General features: G+C 73.9%; 16 protein-coding genes and 1 pseudogene. 5 read left to right on the top strand and 12 right to left on the bottom strand.

Features of this window, described 5'->3' with window-relative positions:
• Window positions 1-28: 28 nt before the first annotated feature.
• From ACFOX0_RS22950 to eno, 5 genes are all read right to left on the bottom strand, one after another.
• Window positions 29-1,054 (bottom strand): Ppx/GppA phosphatase family protein, encoded by a 1,026-nt coding sequence (locus ACFOX0_RS22950; RefSeq protein WP_377549606.1) that lies wholly within the window; start codon window positions 1,052-1,054, stop codon window positions 29-31.
• A gap of 133 nt (window positions 1,055-1,187) precedes the next feature.
• Window positions 1,188-1,694, bottom strand: coding sequence for an amino-acid N-acetyltransferase (locus ACFOX0_RS22945; protein WP_377549476.1), 507 nt, complete (start codon window positions 1,692-1,694; stop codon window positions 1,188-1,190).
• Complete coding sequence (locus ACFOX0_RS22940) at window positions 1,684-2,250, bottom strand: DUF501 domain-containing protein (RefSeq protein ID WP_377549604.1); 567 nt, start codon at window positions 2,248-2,250, stop codon at window positions 1,684-1,686. The genes ACFOX0_RS22945 and ACFOX0_RS22940 overlap by 11 nt, the downstream gene beginning before the upstream one ends.
• An 8-nt stretch (window positions 2,251-2,258) precedes the next feature.
• On the bottom strand, window positions 2,259-2,900 hold the full coding sequence (locus ACFOX0_RS22935) for an FtsB family cell division protein (protein WP_377549474.1): 642 nt from the start codon (window positions 2,898-2,900) through the stop codon (window positions 2,259-2,261).
• A 159-nt stretch (window positions 2,901-3,059) separates the two neighbouring features.
• Entirely contained in the window at window positions 3,060-4,343 is a 1,284-nt protein-coding gene (eno, locus tag ACFOX0_RS22930) for a phosphopyruvate hydratase (protein WP_377549472.1), read from the bottom strand.
• A 261-nt stretch (window positions 4,344-4,604) separates the two neighbouring features.
• On the opposite strand from eno, the gene ACFOX0_RS22925 reads away from it, so the two are divergent.
• Complete coding sequence (locus tag ACFOX0_RS22925; protein ID WP_377549470.1) at window positions 4,605-5,312, top strand: hypothetical protein; 708 nt, start codon at window positions 4,605-4,607, stop codon at window positions 5,310-5,312.
• Between the two features lie 21 nt (window positions 5,313-5,333).
• Here the strand turns inward: ACFOX0_RS22925 and ACFOX0_RS22920 are convergent, their stop codons facing one another.
• On the bottom strand, window positions 5,334-6,953 hold the full coding sequence (locus tag ACFOX0_RS22920) for a DUF885 domain-containing protein (RefSeq protein WP_377549468.1): 1,620 nt from the start codon (window positions 6,951-6,953) through the stop codon (window positions 5,334-5,336).
• A 74-nt stretch (window positions 6,954-7,027) separates the two neighbouring features.
• On the opposite strand from ACFOX0_RS22920, the gene ACFOX0_RS22915 reads away from it, so the two are divergent.
• Window positions 7,028-8,152, top strand: coding sequence for a DMT family transporter (locus tag ACFOX0_RS22915; RefSeq protein ID WP_377549466.1), 1,125 nt, complete (start codon window positions 7,028-7,030; stop codon window positions 8,150-8,152).
• Here ACFOX0_RS22915 and ACFOX0_RS22910 read toward each other — a convergent pair.
• The 5 genes from ACFOX0_RS22910 to ACFOX0_RS22890 form a co-directional block, all read right to left on the bottom strand.
• Entirely contained in the window at window positions 8,139-9,119 is a 981-nt protein-coding gene (locus tag ACFOX0_RS22910; RefSeq protein ID WP_377549465.1) for a nucleoside triphosphate pyrophosphohydrolase, read from the bottom strand. The genes ACFOX0_RS22915 and ACFOX0_RS22910 overlap by 14 nt on opposite strands.
• A gap of 2 nt (window positions 9,120-9,121) precedes the next feature.
• A complete protein-coding gene (locus tag ACFOX0_RS22905) occupies window positions 9,122-9,826 on the bottom strand; it encodes a hypothetical protein (protein ID WP_377549463.1) in 705 nt (234 codons plus the stop codon).
• 161 nt (window positions 9,827-9,987) lie between these two features.
• On the bottom strand, window positions 9,988-13,623 hold the full coding sequence (mfd, locus tag ACFOX0_RS22900; RefSeq protein WP_377549461.1) for a transcription-repair coupling factor: 3,636 nt from the start codon (window positions 13,621-13,623) through the stop codon (window positions 9,988-9,990).
• Window positions 13,624-13,836: 213 nt separating this feature from the next.
• The gene (locus tag ACFOX0_RS22895) at window positions 13,837-14,490 is read right to left on the bottom strand and encodes a response regulator (RefSeq protein WP_377549459.1); all 654 of its coding nucleotides are present in this window, start codon (window positions 14,488-14,490) and stop codon (window positions 13,837-13,839) included.
• The gene (locus ACFOX0_RS22890) at window positions 14,487-15,794 is read right to left on the bottom strand and encodes a sensor histidine kinase (protein ID WP_377549457.1); all 1,308 of its coding nucleotides are present in this window, start codon (window positions 15,792-15,794) and stop codon (window positions 14,487-14,489) included. The genes ACFOX0_RS22895 and ACFOX0_RS22890 overlap by 4 nt, the downstream gene beginning before the upstream one ends.
• A gap of 233 nt (window positions 15,795-16,027) precedes the next feature.
• Between ACFOX0_RS22890 and ACFOX0_RS22885 the strand changes: the two genes are divergently transcribed.
• Window positions 16,028-17,176, top strand: coding sequence for a serine hydrolase domain-containing protein (locus tag ACFOX0_RS22885; protein WP_377549455.1), 1,149 nt, complete (start codon window positions 16,028-16,030; stop codon window positions 17,174-17,176).
• Between the two features lie 25 nt (window positions 17,177-17,201).
• Here the strand turns inward: ACFOX0_RS22885 and ACFOX0_RS22880 are convergent, their stop codons facing one another.
• On the bottom strand, window positions 17,202-17,510 hold the full coding sequence (locus ACFOX0_RS22880) for a hypothetical protein (protein WP_377549453.1): 309 nt from the start codon (window positions 17,508-17,510) through the stop codon (window positions 17,202-17,204).
• Between ACFOX0_RS22880 and ACFOX0_RS22875 the strand changes: the two genes are divergently transcribed.
• Window positions 17,509-17,811: a winged helix-turn-helix domain-containing protein gene (locus ACFOX0_RS22875; protein ID WP_377549451.1), complete on the top strand. Its 303-nt coding sequence runs from the start codon at window positions 17,509-17,511 to the stop codon at window positions 17,809-17,811. The genes ACFOX0_RS22880 and ACFOX0_RS22875 overlap by 2 nt on opposite strands.
• Window positions 17,808-18,062: pseudogene (locus ACFOX0_RS22870) on the top strand (NUDIX hydrolase); the annotation flags it as partial. The gene ACFOX0_RS22875 and the pseudogene ACFOX0_RS22870, both read left to right, overlap by 4 nt.
• Window positions 18,063-18,138 lie beyond the last annotated feature (76 nt).

Raw genomic sequence — 18,138 nt, 5'->3', positions numbered from 1 at the left:
ATAGGAGCGGTCCGCTGCCGGCGACGCGCTACAGCAGGCCGTAGGCGATGCCGTCGAGGATGTCGTGTTCGCTGGCGATCACCGCGTCCTTGCCGGCCCGCCGCATGATCGTCTGCAGCACCAGCGCGCCGGCGCCGATCACGTCGGCCCGGCCGGGGTGCATGACCGGGATCTCCAGCCGCTGGGCCGAGGTACGCGCCAGCAGGTCGGCGGTCACCTTGGCCACCTCGTCGTAGGAGATCCGGGCGTGGTGGATGCGTTCCGGGTCGTACCCGCCGAGGCCGAGCGCGATGGCCGCGACGGTGGTCACCGAGCCGGCCAGGCCGACCAGGGTGGCCGCCTCCCGGCCCGGCACGGCCGCCAGCGCCCGGTCCACGGCTGCGGTGACGTCCGCCTCGGCCGCGGCCAGTTCGGCCGCCGACGGCGGGTCGTCGTGCAGGTGCCGCTCGGTCATCCGAACACAACCGACATCCACCGAGACCGCCGCGTGCACCGCCACCCCGGCGGCGCCCGCGCCGGCCCGCGCCAGGCCGCCGACCGGGTCGCCGCCGGCCCGGGTCGGGCCGCCGGGCGCGCTGGCCCCGGCGGCCGGGTCGGTCCGGGAGCCGACCACGAACTCGGTCGAGCCGCCGCCGATGTCGACCACCAGGAACGGCGCCGGCACGTCGGCCGGCAGGCCGCGCACCGCGCCGGTGAAGGAGAGCCGCGCCTCCTCGTCGCCGCTGACCACCTCGGGCTCGACCCCGAGGGTACGGAGCACCATGGCCCGGAACTCGTCCGCGTTCTCGGCGTCCCGGGAGGCGGAGGTGGCGACCATGCGCACCTGCTCCGCGCCCAGCAGCTCGATCTCGGCGGCGTAGTCGGCCAGCGTCGCGCGGGTCCGTTCGATCGCCTCGGGGGCCAGCCGGCCGGTCCGGTCCACGTCCTGGCCCAGCCGGACGATCTCCATCCGGCGCAGCACGTCCACCAGTGGCGCGGTCGCTCCGGCCGCCGGATCCGGCAGGTCGGCCACCAGCAGCCGGATGGAGTTGGTCCCGCAGTCGATCGCCGCCACTCTCGTCACGGCTGTCACCTTACGGCCACCGACCCGGCCGAGCGACGACCCGGCCGACGCACCGGATCAGCCCGGCTGGTGCCGGCCGGCCGGCGCACCGCGGGCCCGGCCGGCGGCGGGGCCGCCCGCGGAATCAGAGGCGCAGCAGCATCCGGGTGTTGCCCAGGGTGTTCGGCTTGACCCGGTCCAGCTCCAGGAACTCGGCCACACCCTCGTCGTACGAGCGGAGCAGTTGTTCGTAGACGGCGTGCGGCACCGGGGCGGCGTCGATCTCGACGAAGCCGAACGAGCCGAAGAAACCGGTCTCGAAGGTGAGCACGAAGACCCGGGTCACGCCCAGCTCCCGGGCGGTGGTCAGCAGTTCGGTGACGATCCGACGGCCGATCTTCATGCCCTGGCACTCCGGGTCGACCGCCACCGTGCGGATCTCGGCCAGGTCCTCCCACATCACGTGCAGCGCCCCGCAGCCGACGATCGCGCCGTCGGTCGGGCGCTGCGCCACCCGGAACTCCTGCACGTGTTCGTACAGGGTGACGGTGGCCTTGTCGAGCAGCAGCCCCGGGCCTTGCAGGTCGATCAGCCGGCGGATGCCCCGTACGTCCGCGGTCCGGGCCCGCCGGATCAGGACGTCACCGTCCATCGGGGTTCTCGGGCAGGTCGACGCAGGGGCCGGCGGTCCACCACGGCTCGATCAGGGCCAGGGTCTCGTCCCCGAAGGGATTCACCCCGGGGCCGGCGCCGAGCGCGTGCCCGACGTGCACGTGCAGGCACTTCACCCGGCCGGGCATGCCGCCGGCGGAGATGCCGGCGATCTCCGGGACCTGTCCGACGGCCTCCCGGCGGGTCAGGTAGTCCTCGTGTGCGGCCCGGTAGCGGGCGGCCAGCTCCGGGTCGGCGGCCAGCCGGTCGGCCATCTCGCGCATCAGTCCGGCCGACTCCAGCCGGCTGCACGCGGCGGTGGCCCGGGGGCAGGTCAGGTAGAACAGGGTCGGGAACGGCGTACCGTCGGCGAGCCGAGGGGTCGTCTCCACCACGTCGGGCAGGCCGCACGGGCAGCGGTGGGCCACCGCGCGGGTGCCCCGGGGCGGGCGGCCGAGCTGCGCCTGGACCGCGGCCAGGTCCCGCCCGGTGGCCTCGGTGCGCCGCGGCGGGGGTACGGACTCCGCCGCGCTGGGCCCGGGCCCCGGATCGTTCACCCGGTCGTTCACTGGCGGTGTCCTTCGCCGTCGGCGGCCCGGATGCTCGACCACAGCGTGTCGTACCAGGGGTCGGCCGGTTGGTTCGGTGTGCCGCCGGCCGGCTGGCCGGGGTTCGCGGGCGCGGCCTGCGGGTCGTCCAGCACCACCAGCGGCACCTGGTCGGGATAGACCATGTAGAACCGCTTCCGCGCCTGGGCCTTGATGTACTCCGGGTCGTCCCAGAGCCGGGCCTTCTCCGACAGCTCACCGATCTTCTTGCGCTGCTCGGCCAGGGCCGCCTCGCGCCGGGCGATCTCGGACTGCTGGCTCAGGTAGACCCGGATCGGGTAGGTGTAGGCCAGGGCGAGCGCGATCAGCACCCCGAGCAGGATGGTCGCCCGGCCGGTGAACCGCCGTGGCTCGGCCGCGGTGGTGCGCTTGACCGCGCCGCCGGCCGCCGCCCGCCGGGCCGCCGCCGGCCGGTTCGCCGAGCGCGCCGGGTCACCGGCCCGACCGGCGCCACCGGTACGTCCGGCCGCGCCCCGCCGATCGCCGCGTACCCCGGCGTCGCGGGCCGTCGACCGGCCGCCGCCCTGGGCACCGCCGCGACCGGGTCGACCCGATCGCCGGGCCGGTCGTTGACCACTCGGTGTGCGGCGCTGGTTCATGCCCGCCACACCTCCTCCCCCGAGTCCTCGCTGACTCGCCCGGGCCCGCGCGGAAAACCGGCCTCGCCGGCTCCGGCACCCCGCACGGATCACCACGTCGTACTGGAACACGCCGTGCGGCCGGGCGCCCGCCGGGGCGCCCGGACCGCAAGATCGTGGTTACGCCGAACGGTAACGCGGGAACGCACCGGCGCCGGCGTAGCGCGCCGCGTCGGCGAGTTCCTCCTCGATCCGCAGCAACTGGTTGTACTTGGCCACCCGCTCGGAGCGGGCCGGTGCGCCGGTCTTGATCTGGCCGCAGCCCATCGCCACCGCCAGGTCGGCGATGGTGGTGTCCTCGGTCTCGCCGGACCGGTGGCTCATCATGCACCGGAAGTTGGCCCGGTGGGCCAGGTCGACCGCGTCGAACGTCTCGGTCAACGAACCGATCTGGTTGACCTTGATCAGGACGGCGTTGGCGGCCTGCTCGGCGATGCCCCGGGCGATCCGCTGCGGGTTGGTGACGAACAGGTCGTCGCCGACGATCTGGATCCGGTCACCGATCGACGCGGTCAGGGCGCTCCAGCCGGCCCAGTCGTCCTCGGCCAGCGGGTCCTCGATCGACACGATCGGGTAGCCGTCGATCAGCTTGTGGTAGTACTGGGTCATCTCGTCGGCCGACTTGCCGGCGCCCTCGAAGGTGTAGGTGCCGTCGGAGAAGAACTCGGTGGCGGCGACGTCCAGCGCGAAGACGATGTCCGTGCCGACCCGGTAGCCGGCCTTCTCGACGGCCTCCGAGATCAGGTCCAGGGCGGCCGCGTTGCTGGGCAGGTCGGGCGCGAAGCCGCCCTCGTCGCCGAGACCGGTGGACAGGCCCTTCTTTTTCAGCACCGACTTGAGTGCGTGGTAGACCTCGGCGCCGGAGCGCAGCGCCTCCCGGAACGTCGGCGCCCCGATCGGGGCGATCATGAACTCCTGGATGTCGACGTTGGAGTCGGCGTGCGCCCCACCGTTCAGGATGTTCATCATCGGCACCGGCAGCAGGTGCGCGTTCGGACCGCCCAGGTAGCGGAACAGGCTCAGCTCGGCGCTGCTGGCGGCGGCCTTGGCCACCGCGAGCGAGACGCCCAGGATGGCGTTGGCCCCGAGCTCGGACTTGTCGGTGCTGCCGTCGATGTCCAGCATCCGCTGGTCGATCAGCCGCTGCTCGCTGGCCTCGAAGCCGATGATCTGGTCGACGATCCGGTCCTCGATGTTGGCGACCGCCTTCTCGACCCCCTTGCCCAGGTAGCGGTCGGAGTCACCGTCGCGCAGTTCGACCGCCTCGAACGCGCCGGTGGAGGCACCGGACGGTACGGCGGCGCGGGCGGTGGTGCCGTCGTCCAGCCCGATCTCGACCTCGACGGTCGGGTTGCCGCGCGAGTCGAGAATCTCCCGGGCGACGATTCCCTCGATGGTGGCCACTGTGTCGCTCCTCGTTGTCGATCAGATCCGTCCGGTGGGCCGCGACGGTGCGGCGGAAGGCGTTCCGATGGCAGCGTATCGGTCTGCCGGTGGGTCGCGGAGCCAGGCTCCGCGACCGACCACCCGCCGGGAGCGGGGTTCCGGCGGGCGCCGCGTCGGCGGGCGCCGGTCCGGACGCTCGGCGCGGCCGTGCCGGCCGCCGGCGGTCCCCGGCGGGAACGGGTTTGCGCGGGCTTGATCCGATCGACCAGTCTGGTGTCCATGCCAGTCCTCTCCAGGCCGTTCCGCCGTGCGCTGGCCGGACCGTCCGTCGCCGTGCTCCTGCTCGCCGGCTGCGACTCGTTGGACGACGCGAACCGGGCGGCCGGCGGCCGGACCGACCTGGTCAACGACCTGGCCAGCCAGTTGGACCGGGCCGCGACGCTGACCTGGTCGGCGGAGTACCAACTGCCGGGCGGGCGGACCGGGACGATCGCCCAGGCCCAGCGGCCCGCCCGGAGCGCGTACGTCTATCCGGGCGGCAAGCTGACCGTGGCACCCGACGCGATCGCCGAGTGCGAGACCGGGGGCCGGCCCACCTGCACGCTGAGCGCGCCGGCCCGGTCCGACGGGCGGCCGGCGCTCACCACGTACGCGGGGGTGGGCCGGCACGGCCTGATCGCCCCGCCCGTGGTGATCGGCCTGTTGAACGACGCGGCGCTCGATCCGACCGCCGAGATCACCCAGACCGACACCACGGTCGCCGGCCGGCACGCCACCTGCGTCCGGGTACGGAACCTCACGCACGCCGCCGCGTCGAGCTTCGACGTGTGCCTCACCGGCGACGGGGTGCTCGGCAAGTTCGTCGGGGTGGTCGACGGCAATCCGGTGGACCTCTCGCTGACCGGCTACCGGGTCGGCGTGGACGCTGAGGTCTTCACCCTGCCGGCCGGTGCCGGCGTGACCGACCGGCGGACCGGCGCCCGCTGACTCCCCGGCCGTCCCGGACCGTCAGTGGCCGAGCAGGGTACGCAGGTGGCGGGGCGGCGGCGAGCCGTACGACAGCATCCGGTCGTGCCACCGCCCGGCCGGTACGTCGGCTGGCCGGGCGGCCGCGATGTCGGCCATCTCGGTGTAGCCGACGAAGTACGTCGACAGCTGGGTGGAGGTGAGCAGGGCCCGCCGCCACTTGCCGGCCGCCTCGCTCTCCTCCTGGAAGCCCCGGCCGGTCATCAGCGCCATCGCCTCGGCCTCGGGCAGGTCGGCGCAGTGCGCCAACTGGTCCAGGATGGCGTTGATCGTCATCCGGAGCTGCATCTTGAGCTGCTGCATCCGGACCGCCGGGCCGCCGAAGCCGGCCCGGACCATCAGCTCCTCGGCGTAGACCGCCCAGCCCTCGACGAACACCCCGGAACCGGTCAGCGCCCGGACCCGGGTGCTGCCCCGGTAGCGACGGGCGTGGGCGAGCTGGAGGAAGTGCCCGGGCATCGCCTCGTGCACGGTGAGGTTGCGGACCATCTGGTCGTTGTACTCGCGGTAGAACGACTCGACCCGGTCCGCCGGCCAGTCCGCCGGGGTGGGTGAGATGCAGTAGAACGTCGACACGTCGGCGGGCTCCAGCGGACCGGGCGCGTCGCAGTAGGCGGCGGCCACGCCGCGGGCGAACTCGGGCATCTCCTGGATCACGCACGGGTCGTCGACCAGCGAGACCAGGTCGTGCGCGCGGACGAAGTCGGTGGTCTCGGCCAGGGTGACCCGGGCCAGGTCCACGATGGAGCCGTCGTCCGGGTGCCGGTCGGCGAGCAGGTCGAGCGCCCGGCGTACGGTCGCGTCGTCGGCCGGGCCGCCGACCAGCTCGGCCGCGACCTCGCGGATCTCGGCGGTGACCCGGTCCAAATTGGCCCAGGCCAGCTCCAGCAGCCGCGCGGCGGAGAGTTCGGTGTCCAGGGTGTGCCACAGCCGGGCCTCCCACAACCGGCGGCCCAACCGGGGCTCCCGGGTCGGGCCGGCCGGATCGTCGGCCGGTCCGGCCAGCCAGGCCACGAAGCCGTCCAGTTCCCGGACGGCCTCCCGAGCCACCCGCTGCACGACCACCCGCGACTCGGGCGCCTCGTCGACCAGTCGAGGCACCTCGTCGCGGATCAGCGTCGCCGTGCCGGCGAACTGGCCCATCGCCGTCTCGGCGTGGATCCGCGGCACGTCACGCAGCACCGACCGGGCCGTGGCCAGCGCGTCCGGCACCGCCGCCAGCCGGCCGACCAGCGCGAGCAGCCGCTCCTGCGCGGGCGCGAACGGGCGGGCGAGCAACGCGTGCAGCAGGTCGCCCGGGTTGTGCGCCAACGGGTTCCACTCGTGCTCGCGCAGGTCGGTCAGCTCGAACAGCTCCCCCTCGACCAGCGAGCTGAGCAGGGCGTGGTCCACCTGTTCGGCCGGGTCGAGGTCGAGTTCGTCGATCTCGGAGAGGGCGTGCGAGGCGTCCCGCAGCATCGCCACGTCGGCCGCCACCGCCGAGGCGGACAGATCCGGCAGCCGGTCGTCGAGCCGGTGGTCGCCGACGTGCGTCGCCAGGCGCGGGCGGTGCTCCAGCAGGGCGTCGACGATCCGTTCGGCGAGCGGCACGAATTCCGTCATGATCTCGACCCTAACCACTTTCTTGTCGTAAGTGGATCTGTGCCGCTGATCACTTACAGCCTAGTGTCTAGTGCGTGCGTGTTTCGAACAGCTTGGCCGTACTGCTCTGTGTGGGTGGTATGGCGATCGTCGGCAGCTCCGTCTCCATCAGTCAGCTGCTCCTGGACTATCCCCCGCTCACCGGTCAGGCGGTCCGCTACGCCCTCGCCGCGGTGGCGTTGTTCGCCGTCGCCGTGCTCTTCCCCGGCCTGTCCGCCCCCATCCCGCGCCCGCAGTGGCGGTACGACGCGCGGGCGGCCGGTCGCGTCGCGCGGCACCGTCCGGTCCGGCCGTCGGGGCGGGACTGGCTGACCCTCACCCTGCTCGCGGCGACCGGCATGGCCGCCTTCAGCGCCTGCATCATGTACGCCCTGCCGCACGCCGACCCGGCCGTGCTGGGCACCGTCATCGGCACCGCGCCGCTCGGCTTCGCCCTGCTCGGCCCGCTGCTGGCCGGCCGCCGCCCGGCGGTCCGGCTGCTCGCCGCGGCGGTGCTGGTCGTCGCCGGCACGGTCCTGGTGGAGGGCGGCGGACGGGCCGACCGGATCGGGCTCGTCCTCGCCTTCGGCGCGCTCGGCGGGGAGATCGCCTTCACCGCCCTCGCCGCCGCGATCCTCCCCCGGCTGGGCCCGGTCCGGGTCGCCGCCTACAGCTGCGCGCTGGCCGTGCCGCTGCTGCTGGCAGCCTCCGTACCGGCCGGCGAGGTGGACCGGTGGCGCCTGCCCACCCGGACCGAGGCGGCCACCCTGGTCTACCTGGCGGCGTTGATGACCGTGGTGGCCTTCCTGGCCTGGTTCGTCGGACTGCGCCGGCTCGGCGTGGAACGGGCCGGCATGATCTGTGGCGTGATGCCGATCGCCACCCTGCTCACCGCGGCCGCGCAGGCCGGTGAGCCGCCGCGCCTCGACCAGAGCGCCGGCGTACTCGTGGTGACCGTCGGCCTGGCTCTCGGCCTCACCCGCCGGCCGGACCGTCCCCGGCACGCGCAGCTCGCCCTGAGCGCCGCCCCGGAGGAACCGCCGGCGCCGGCGGACCACGACCGCCCCGGCCCGCCGCCGACCCCACGGCCGACCCCACGGCCGACCCCGCTGCCGCGCCGCCGGCCGATGACCGGGGACGCGGTCACGACCGGGACGGACCTGGCCGTCACGAAGAGATAGGGCCGCCCGCCGGCTCGGCGGCACGCACCGCGTCGGCGTAGCGGAGGGCGACGCGCCGCAGCGCGGCCTCCGGGTCCAGACCGGCCGCGCGGGCCTGGGCCACGGTGGCCAGCAGGTGCGCGCCGAGCCGTTCCGGTTCGTCGGCGGGCTCGGGCAGCGGTACGTCCAGCCCGGCCCGACCGGCCCGGTGCAGGATCTTCGCCGCCAGCGACAGCGCGGGCTGGGACAGGGCGATCCCGTCCAACGCCGAACCGGCGGGCTTCTCCGCCCGCTTGATCCGCTCCCAGTTGGCGGTGATCTCCTCCACCGTGTCGACCCGCTCGTCGGCGAACACGTGCGGGTTGCGCCGGATCATCTTGTCGACCAGCCCGCCGGCCACGTCGTCGACGTTCCACCGCTCGCCGTCCGGCAACTCCTCGGCCAGCCGGGCGTGCAGCACCACCTGCAGCAGCACGTCGCCCAGCTCCTCGCGGAGCGCGGCGAGGTCGCCCGCCGCGATCGCGTCGTACGCCTCGTAGCACTCCTCCAGCAGGTACTGGGCGAGCGAGGCGTGGGTCTGTTCCCGTTTCCACGGGTCACCGCCGGGTGACACCAGCCGGTCCATCACCGCGACCGCGTCGAGCAGCCGGGCGCCGGGCGGGTCCCAGGAGCCGTACATCAGCTCCAGCTCGGCCAGGCCCGGTTCGCGGGCCAGCCGGAGGCCGAGTTCCCGGGCCAGCGACTCGTCACCGGCCGGACCGGCCAGCCACACCGCCGTACCGTGCGCGGTCGCCGCGTGCAGCAGCGCGTCGGCGGCCCGGTCCGCGATCACGGTGACCTCGGCGCCGGCCGACCGCACGGCCGTGGCCAGCGCACCGTCCGCCCCGGTCAGGACCGGATTCTCCCGTACGACGTCCCAGGCCGCCGCGGTCAGCAGCCCGGCCGGCAGCCGGGGCGAGGTGACCAGCAGGACGACCCGGGCCGGCATGCTCAGGGTTCCGGCGTCGCCGTCGGCGCGGCGCTGGTGGGCAGATCGGTCACCGGGCTCTCGGTGCCCCGCACCGGCACGCCCAGCCAGAGGTTCACCTGCCCGATCTGTCCGGGCACCTGGAACACCTGGTCACCGAAGCCCGGGTTGACGGTCACCTTCGCCTCGGCGAACGCCTCCCGCAGCGCGTTCCGGACCCCGACGACCTTGCCGAGCTGCTCCTTGCCCAGGTATTTCTGGACGGCCTCGAACTGGTCGGTGACGGGCTGCCCCTGCACGGTGCTGTTCGCCAGCGCCTCCCGCTGGTCGGCCTCGCTGGGCGCGACCGACGGCGCGGCCTGCTGCAGGGCGGTCAACGACGCCGCGATGCCGGCGAGCAGCTCGGTGTGCCGCTTGTCGGCCGGCAGGCCGCTCTCCTGCGCGTAACCGGCCACGTCCGGGGCGGGGACGGTGATGTCGTGGTTCTTGGCGTACCGGGCGATCGAGTCCCGCACGGCCAGCAGCTGGACGACCTGACCGCGGATGAGCTTGACCTGCTCCGGCTTGGTCTGGTTCGGGATTTCGGCGGCGACGGCGTCGACCTCGGCCCGGGAATAGCTGTGCCCGTCCACGTAGAGAGCGACATCGGGGTCGGTACCGCAACCGGACAGGCTGAGGGCGCCCATCACGGCGACGGCCGCGATCGTGGCGAGACGGCGAGCACGCATGACGGTCACTCTCTCATGACCCGGCGTCGGCCGTCCCGGCGGCCACCGGCTCACCAGAGCCGATCTTCGCTTCGCGACTGCGGGGCTCGCAAAACCGGCTCACTCCTCGCGCTCGCCTGAGCCGATCTTTGCTTCGCGACTGCGGGGCTCGCAAAACCGGCTCACTCCTCGCGCTCGCCGAGAACATCTTTCAGGAGTTGGCCGCACCATTCCAGCAGGGCCTGGTCGCGCAGCGGCTCGCCGCCGATCCGGCGGGTGCTCGGGCGGGGCACGCTGACCTGGTCGGTGGCCTGCTTGTAGACCGCGTCCGGGTGGTAGCGCTTGAGCCGTAGCTGCTTGGAGTCCGGCAACGGCAGCGGGCCGAACCGGACGTGCTTGCCCTGCAGGGTGACCTCGGTCAGCCCGTACCGGCGGGCCAGCAGGCGGAACCGGGCCACCGCGACCAGGTTCTGCACGGCGGCCGGCGGCTCGCCGTACCGGTCGGTCATCTCGGCCACCACCTCGGCCAGTCGGGTGGCGTCCCGGGCCTCGGCGAGCTTGCGGTACATCTCCAGCCGCAGCCGCTCCACGCCGACGTAGTCGTGCGGCAGGTGCGCGTCCACCGGCAGGTCGATCTTGACATCGACCTGCTCCTCCGGCTTCTCGCCCTTGAACTGCTGGACCGCCTCGCCGACCATCCGGACGTACAGGTCGAACCCGACGCCCTCGATGTGGCCGGACTGCTCGCCGCCGAGCAGGTTGCCGGCGCCCCGGATCTCCAGGTCCTTCATCGCCACGTACATGCCGGCGCCCAGCTCGGTGTGCTGCGCGATGGTGGCCAGCCGCTCGTGGGCGTGCTCGGTGAGCGGCTTCTCCGGCGGATAGAGGAAGTACGCGTACGCCCGTTCCCGACCCCGGCCGACCCGGCCGCGGATCTGGTGCAGCTGGGCCAGGCCGAGCAGGTCGGCCCGCTCCACGATCAACGTGTTGGCGTTCGGGATGTCGATGCCGGACTCCACGATCGTGGTGCAGACCAGGACGTCGTACTCCTTCTCCCAGAAGCCGACCATGACCTTCTCCAGGGCGTCCTCGCCCATCTGGCCGTGCGCCACCGCCACCCGCGCCTCGGGCACCAGCTCCCGGATCCGGCGGGCCGCCCGGTCGATCGACTCGACCCGGTTGTGCAGGTAGAACACCTGACCGTCGCGGAGCAGCTCGCGGTGCACGGCGGCGGCCACCTGCTTGTCGTCGTACGCCCCGACGAAGGTCAGCACCGGGTGCCGCTCCTCGGGCGGGGTGGCGATGGTGGACATCTCCCGGATGCCGGTGATCGCCATCTCCAGGGTCCGCGGGATCGGGGTGGCCGACATGCTCAGCACGTCCACCGAGGCGCGCAGCGTCTTGAGATGCTCCTTGTGCTCGACGCCGAACCGCTGCTCCTCGTCGACGACCACCATGCCCAGGGACTTGAACCGGGTGGCCGCCTGGAGCAGCCGGTGGGTGCCGATGACGATGTCCGCGCTGCCGTCGGCGGCCATCTCCAACGTCTGCTCGGCCTCCTTGGGCGTGGCGAACCGGGACAGCTGCCGGATCTGCACCGGGAACTGGCCCATCCGCTCGGCGAACGTGTTGTAGTGCTGCTGGGCCAGCAGCGTGGTGGGCACCAGGACGGCCACCTGTTTGCCGTCCTGGACCGCCTTGAAGGCCGCCCGGACCGCGATCTCGGTCTTGCCGTAGCCGACGTCGCCGCAGATCAGCCGGTCCATCGGGACCGTCTGCTCCATGTCCCGCTTGACCTCCTCGATGGCGGCCAACTGGTCCGGCGTCTCGGTCCACGGGAAGGCGTCCTCCAGCTCCCGCTGCCACGGGGTGTCCGGGCCGAAGGCGTGCCCCCGGGACGCCTTGCGGGCGGCGTAGAGCTGGATCAACTGGGCGGCGATCTCCCGGACCGCCTTGCGGGCCCGGGCCTTGGACTTCTGCCAGTCCGAGCCGCCCATCTTGTGCAGCGTGGGCTGCTCGCCGCCGACGTACCGGGAGAGCTGGTCGAGCTGGTCGGTGGGGACGAACAGCCGGTCGCCGGGCTGGCCGCGTTTGCTCGGGGCGTACTCGATGACCAGGTATTCCCGGTCGGCGCCGTTGACCTTGCGCTGCACCAGCTCGACGTACCGGCCGATGCCGTGCTGTTCGTGCACCACGTGGTCGCCGGCCCGCAGCTCCAGCGGGTCGATGGTGTTGCGCCGCCGGCTGGGCATCTTGCGCATGTCGCGGGTGGTGGAGCCGCGCCCGCCGGTGATGTCGTTGCCGGTGATCACGGCGAGCCGCCGCCCGGGGTCGACGAACCCGTGGTTCAGTCCGCCGCAGGTGACCAGCAGCTCACCCGGGCCGGGCGGGGTCAGGATCGTCTCGGTGGACGCGGCGCCGATGCCGGCGTCCCGGAGCACCTCGACGGCCCGCTGCGCCGGCCCGTGCCCCTCGAAGACCAGGGCCACCGACCAGCCGTCGCCGGTCCAGCGCTTGAGGTCGTCGACCAGCCGGTTGGTCTCGCCGTGGTAGAGCGGAACCGGCTGCGCGGCGGCGGCCAGCGCCGCGCCGTCGTCCGGCGTGACGGTGACCGGCTCGGGCTCGGCCAGCCACGGCTCGGACCCGCCGCCGGCCGCCGGCTCCGCCTCGGTCAGCCCGAACGGGGAGGTCGACCACCACGGCTGGCCCAGCACCGCGGCCGCCGCCCGCACGTCGGCGAGGGTGCGGAAGGCGGCCGCGCCGAGGTCCACCGGAGCCTGGCCGCCGACCGCGGCCGCGGCCCAGCTGGCCTGGAGAAACTCCTCCGAGGTACGCACCAGGTCGTGCGCCCGGGTCCGGATCCGCTCCGGGTCGCAGAGCAGTACGTGGGTGCCGGCCGGCATCCGGTCCACCAGCAGTTCGAGGCTCTCGGTGCCGAGCAGGGCCGGCGCGAGCGACTCCATCCCCTCCACCGGGATGCCCTCGGCCAGCTTGTCCAGGATCTCGGCCAGCTCCGGGTGCCGCTCGGCCAGCGCGGCGGCCGCGCGCCGGACCGCCGGGGTGAGCAGCAACTCCCGGCAGGGCGGCGCCCACAACTGCGGCACCTGGTCGATGGTCCGCTGGTCGGCGACGGCGAAGGTGCGGATCTCCTCCACCTCGTCGCCCCAGAACTCGACCCGGGACGGGTGCTCGTCGGTGGGCGGGAAGACGTCCAGGATGCCGCCCCGGACGGCGAACTCGCCGCGCTTGGTGACCAGGTCCACCCGGGCGTACGCCAGGTCGGTCAACCGGCGGGCGACCTGGTCCAGGTCGGCCTCGGCGCCGGCGGACAGGCGTACCGGTTCGAGGTCGCCCAGGCCCTTGAGCTGTGGCTGCAGCATCGACCGGACCGGCGCCACCACCACCTGCAGCGGCCCGGCCGGGCCGGTCGTACCGGGTCCGTCGGCGTCCGGGTGGGCCAGCCGGCGCAGCACGGCGAGCCGGCGCCCGACGGTGTCCGAGCGGGGCGACAGCCGCTCGTGCGGCAGCGTCTCCCAGGCCGGGAAGACCGCGACCTGGTCGGCCGGCAGCAGGCTGCCCAGCGCCGAGGCGAGGTCGTCGGCCTCCCGGCTGGTGGCGGTGACGGCCAGCACCGGCCGCCCGGCGCCGCCGGCCTCGGCCCGCGCCGCGACGGCCGCCACCACGAACGGGCGCAGCGCCGGCGGCGCGGTGAGGTCCAGCCCGTCGGCGGCCGCGAAATCACCCCGGGCGAGGTTCCTGGCCCGGGTGAGGGCGGAGTCGCCGAGGGCTGCGGTGAGCAGGCCGGCGAGCGTCGTCATGATCACAACCTTCGATTCGGCACACGACAATTGCCCCACGTCCGGCCGGGGACGGGGGTGTCACCTCCCGAGACTATCCCCCGCCAGGGACAATCCGCCGGGGCAGCCGGACTCTCCGCCGGCGCGGTCCGACGCGGAGCCGACGCGGTCCGACGCGGAGCCGACGCGGTCCGACGCGGAGCCGGCGCGGTCCGACGCGGTCCGGCGGCCCGGTCAGGCCCGCAGGTGGCGCAGCACGGCCAGCACCCGGCGGTGGTCGACCTCCGACGGCGGCAGGCCGAGCTTGGCGAAGATGTTGGTCACATGCTTCTCCACCGCGCCGACGCTGAAGTGCATCGTCGCGGCGATCGCGACGTTGGACCGGCCCTCGGCCATCAGTCGCAGCACCTCCTGTTCCCGAGGGGTGAGCCCGGCCAGCGGGTCGTCCCGGCGCGGCGCCCCGAGGAGCCCGTCGACCACCTCCGGGTCGAGCACCGTGCCGCCGCCCGCCACCCGACCCAGCGCGGCGACGAACTCACCGACGTCGGCCACCCGGTCCTTGAGCAGATAGCCGACCCCCTCCGCGCCGGTGGCCAGCAACCGCGTGGCGTACCGGGGCTCGACGTACTGGGAGAAGACCAGGACGGCCGGACGCGGCTCGCCGGCCCGCAGCGCCACGGCGGCGCGCAGCCCCTCGTCGGTGTGCGTGGGCGGCATCCGGATGTCCACCACGGTCACGTCCGGACGGTGCTCCGCGACCGCCCGGCGCAGCGCGTCCCCGTCACCCACCGCGGCCACCACCCGGTGTCCCCGATCGGCCAGCAGATGGACCAGCCCGTCGCGCAGCACCGCGGAGTCTTCCGCGACGACCACCCGGAGCGCGGTCACCGGCGGGCCGGCAGGTCGACGGTGACCACCGTGGGGCCGCCGGGCGGGCTGTCGATCTCCAGGTCGCCGTCCACGGTCCGGACCCGGTCCCGCAGGCCGGCCAGGCCGCCAGTGACGCCGGGCCGGGCGCCGCCGGACCCGTCGTCGGCCACCCGCAGCACCAGCCGCGGACCCCGGCCGAGCACCGCGACCGTGGCCTGACCGGCGCCGCTGTGCTTGGCCACGTTGGTCAGCAGTTCCGCGACGCAGAAGTACGCGATGGTCTCGACCGCCGGTGCCGGCCGGTCCGGTACGTCCACCCGCAGGTCAACCGGCACCGACCCGCGCCGGACCAGCGTGGCCAGCGCCGGTTCGAGCCCGGTGTCGAGCTGGGGCGGGTGGATGCCGCGGGCCAGGTCGCGCAGCTCGACGATCGCGTCCTTGGCGTCCTGGTGCGCGGTGTCGACGAGCCGGCGCAGCTCCGGCCCGGCCACGCCGTCCAGTTTCTCCCTGACCAGGCCCAGCCGCATCGCCAGGGCGACCAGCCGGGCCTGGGCGCCGTCGTGCAGATCCCGCTCGATGCGGCGCAGCCGGGCCGCCGAGTCGTCCACCGCGTACGCCCGGCTGCGCTCCAGGTCGTCCACCCGACCGGCCAGGCCGGTCGGGCCGAGCAGGCCACGCGCCAGCAGCCGGTCCAGCAGCAGGACACCGTGCAGCAGCCATGGCCCGACCAACAGCAGGACGACGCCCACCAGGGCGAGCAGCAGGGCCCGCGGCCAGCTGTCGAAGAAGAAGTCCCCCAGTTGCAGGGCGGCCCGGTGCGGACGGCCCCGGCTGTCGAGGTTGACCGGCCGGACGGCCCGCCACCAGAACGGGAAGCTGACGAAGACCAGCCCGTAGCCGGCGAAGGCCACGCCCAGCACGGCCGCGACGATCGCCACCGGTGGCTTGAGCACCAGGTAACCGACGGCCCGCCAGCCCGTACGGTCGGTCAGCCCGGCCCGGATCCAGCCGATCATCGGGCTCGCCACCGTGGTCGTCCGGGCTGCCGTCCCGGTGCTCGCCGCCCGGGCGGTCGAACGGCCCGGCGGGCGGGGTGCGGCGACGTCGGTGCCGAGCATCCGGCGGGCCAGCCCCCGGTGCACGGCGCCCCAGCCGCGGGCGCCACGTACCGCACCGGCCAGCACCGGCAGGCCGAGCAGCGTCACCGACAGGACCGCGCCGACCAGCACCCCGACCACCACGTACGCCAGGCCGGCCACCGCCAGCGGCAGGCCGAGCAACGCGTACCCCAGTTCCCGCGGGGCCCGGCGGTATCGCGACATCGGTCCCTCCCCGGCGTTCCGCTGGTCGGGCGGCGCCTCGTTACCCGGCGGACGAGGGCCGGCCGCCGGTCGGGTGTCAGCCTGCCCAACGGGGGCGGGCGATGGCCATGGGGTTAACCCCCGGGTTTCCTCGGGCTGCCCGGACCGCGGCGTCGGGCTGGCCGGATCGACCCGGGCGACACCGGGCGGCACGGTCGAAGGGTCAATTTCCGCGCAATCGAAGGGAGGACCCGATGCGTCGTTCGTTGCGGGTTCTGGTGTCGGGTGGGACGGTGGCCGTCCTGCTGGTCGGCGGGATCGCCGCGCCCGTACCGGCGGGAGCCGCCGCCGGGGCCGGTGTGCCGGCCGGGCTGCGGGCCGCCGTCGAGCAACAGGTGGCGGACGGCTACCCGGGGGTGGTCGCGTACGCCCGGGTGGGCGACCGGAACGGGCGGGTCTCGGCCGGGGTGGCCGACCTGGCGACCGGCGCGCCGGCCCGGCCGGACGACCGGTTCCGGATCGCCAGCAACACCAAGGCGTTCGTCGCCACCGTGCTGCTGCAACTGGTCGGCGAGGGGCGCCTGTCGTTGGACGATTCGGTGCAGCGGTGGCTGCCGGGCGTGGTCCGGGGGAACGGGAACGACGGATCGAGGATCACCGTCCGACAGCTGCTGAACCACACCAGCGGGATCTGGGACCCGACCGGCGAGCGGGACTTCTGGGCGCCCTGGCTGGACCGCGACGACCGGGGATACGTCTACCCGCCCCGGCGGGTGGTGGCCGACGCGATGGCGCACCGGCCGGACTTCCCGCCGGGCAGCTCGTGGCACTACTCCAACACCAACTACCTACTGATCGGCATGATCATCGAGTCGGTCACCGGGAAGCCGGCCCCGGCCGAGGTGCGGCACCGGCTGATCGACCGGCTCGGCCTACGGGACACCTCCTTCCCGGTCACCGATCCGGAGATCCACGGCCGGCACCTGCACGGCTACGACCTCGCGCACCGGGACCTGACCACCTTCAGCCCGTCGTACGACTGGACCGCCGGTGCCATGATCTCCACCGTGGCCGACCTGGCCCGGTTCCACCGGGCGCTGTTCGGCGGCCGGTTGCTGCGGCCGGAGCAGCAGCGCGAGCTGCTGACCGTGGTCCCGGACAGCGGGTACGGCCTGGGGGTGCAACGGATGGCCCTACCGTGCGGGTCGGGCCCGGTCGACGTGTGGACCACCGACGGCGGCGGCCCCGGCTTCACCAGCCTGGCCGCGACCACGGTCGACGGCGCCCGGCAGGTCGTCCTCGCGACCAACGTCTTCGACATCGACCGGGACGTGCGCGGCCTGCCGCCGGTGCCACCGAGCCAGGGGCCACTGGCCGCGCTGCGCGCCGTGCTCTGCGACTGAGCCGGAACCGTCGCCGCCCGGCGGCTCAGGCCGCCGGCGCGACGGCGGGCGTGGAGAGGCGGAGCAGGCCGCCCAGGACCGGCACGAGATTGGCGGCCTGGGCCAGACCGATCGGCCACCGCTCGACGTGGTCACCGGCCGACAGCTCCAGCAGTACGCCCTCCGGCGTGGCCGGACCGACGTCCATCCGCCACCGGGCGGCCCCGACCTGGATCACCTCCGTGCCCAGCGGAGCGGCACTGACCAGCCGGGACAGGTGCAGGCCACCGGACGACGCGCAGTCCGGACCGCGCAGACACCAGGGTGGGTGGGCAGGGGTGGGTAGATTGCGCATGGGCCGGGCTCCTTCCCGGTCAAGGCCCGGGGATCGGAGCTGCAACTCCACCCCGGGCACCTGCCACGGAAGCCTGCCCATGCCTGCGTACACGAAGAAGCAGAAGCTCATCGACGCCCTGACCGAACGGATCGAGTCGGGCGTCTACCCGCCGGGATCGAAGCTGCCCTCCGGCACCGAACTGTGTGCCGAATTCGGCGTCTCGCGTCAGGTCGTCCGGTCGGCGGTCGACTGGCTGAAGGCGCGCGACCTGGTGGACGGGGCTCCCGGAGCCGGCGTCTTCGTCCGCGAGCAGCGGTAGGTCGGGAGTCGAGCGTGGCGATCGTGCCGGCGAGCGCCACGCACCTCGGCACCTTCTCCGCCCAGGCGCACGGGCATCCGGACGGCCTGCTGGTCCGGATGACCTGTTACGGGGCCGACTTCACCGGCGACCTGCGACCGGACAGCGAGATCGAGGAACTCGTCTGGCTCACCCACGCCGACCGCCACCGCGTCTCCCCCGTCGACCAGATCATCTTCGACCACCTGCACGCCACAACCCGCCTCCGCTGACCACCGCCCCGCGCCACCGCGGTTTGTGCGCATCCAGTGTCGCGATGACCGCAGTGGATGCGCACAAACCGAGCGC

This window comes from Micromonospora zhanjiangensis (assembly GCF_042650605.1).
Classification (GTDB): domain Bacteria; phylum Actinomycetota; class Actinomycetes; order Mycobacteriales; family Micromonosporaceae; genus Micromonospora_J; species Micromonospora_J zhanjiangensis.
Note: the sequence above shows the minus strand (reverse complement) of the source record. Positions and strands in the feature narration are given on the sequence as shown.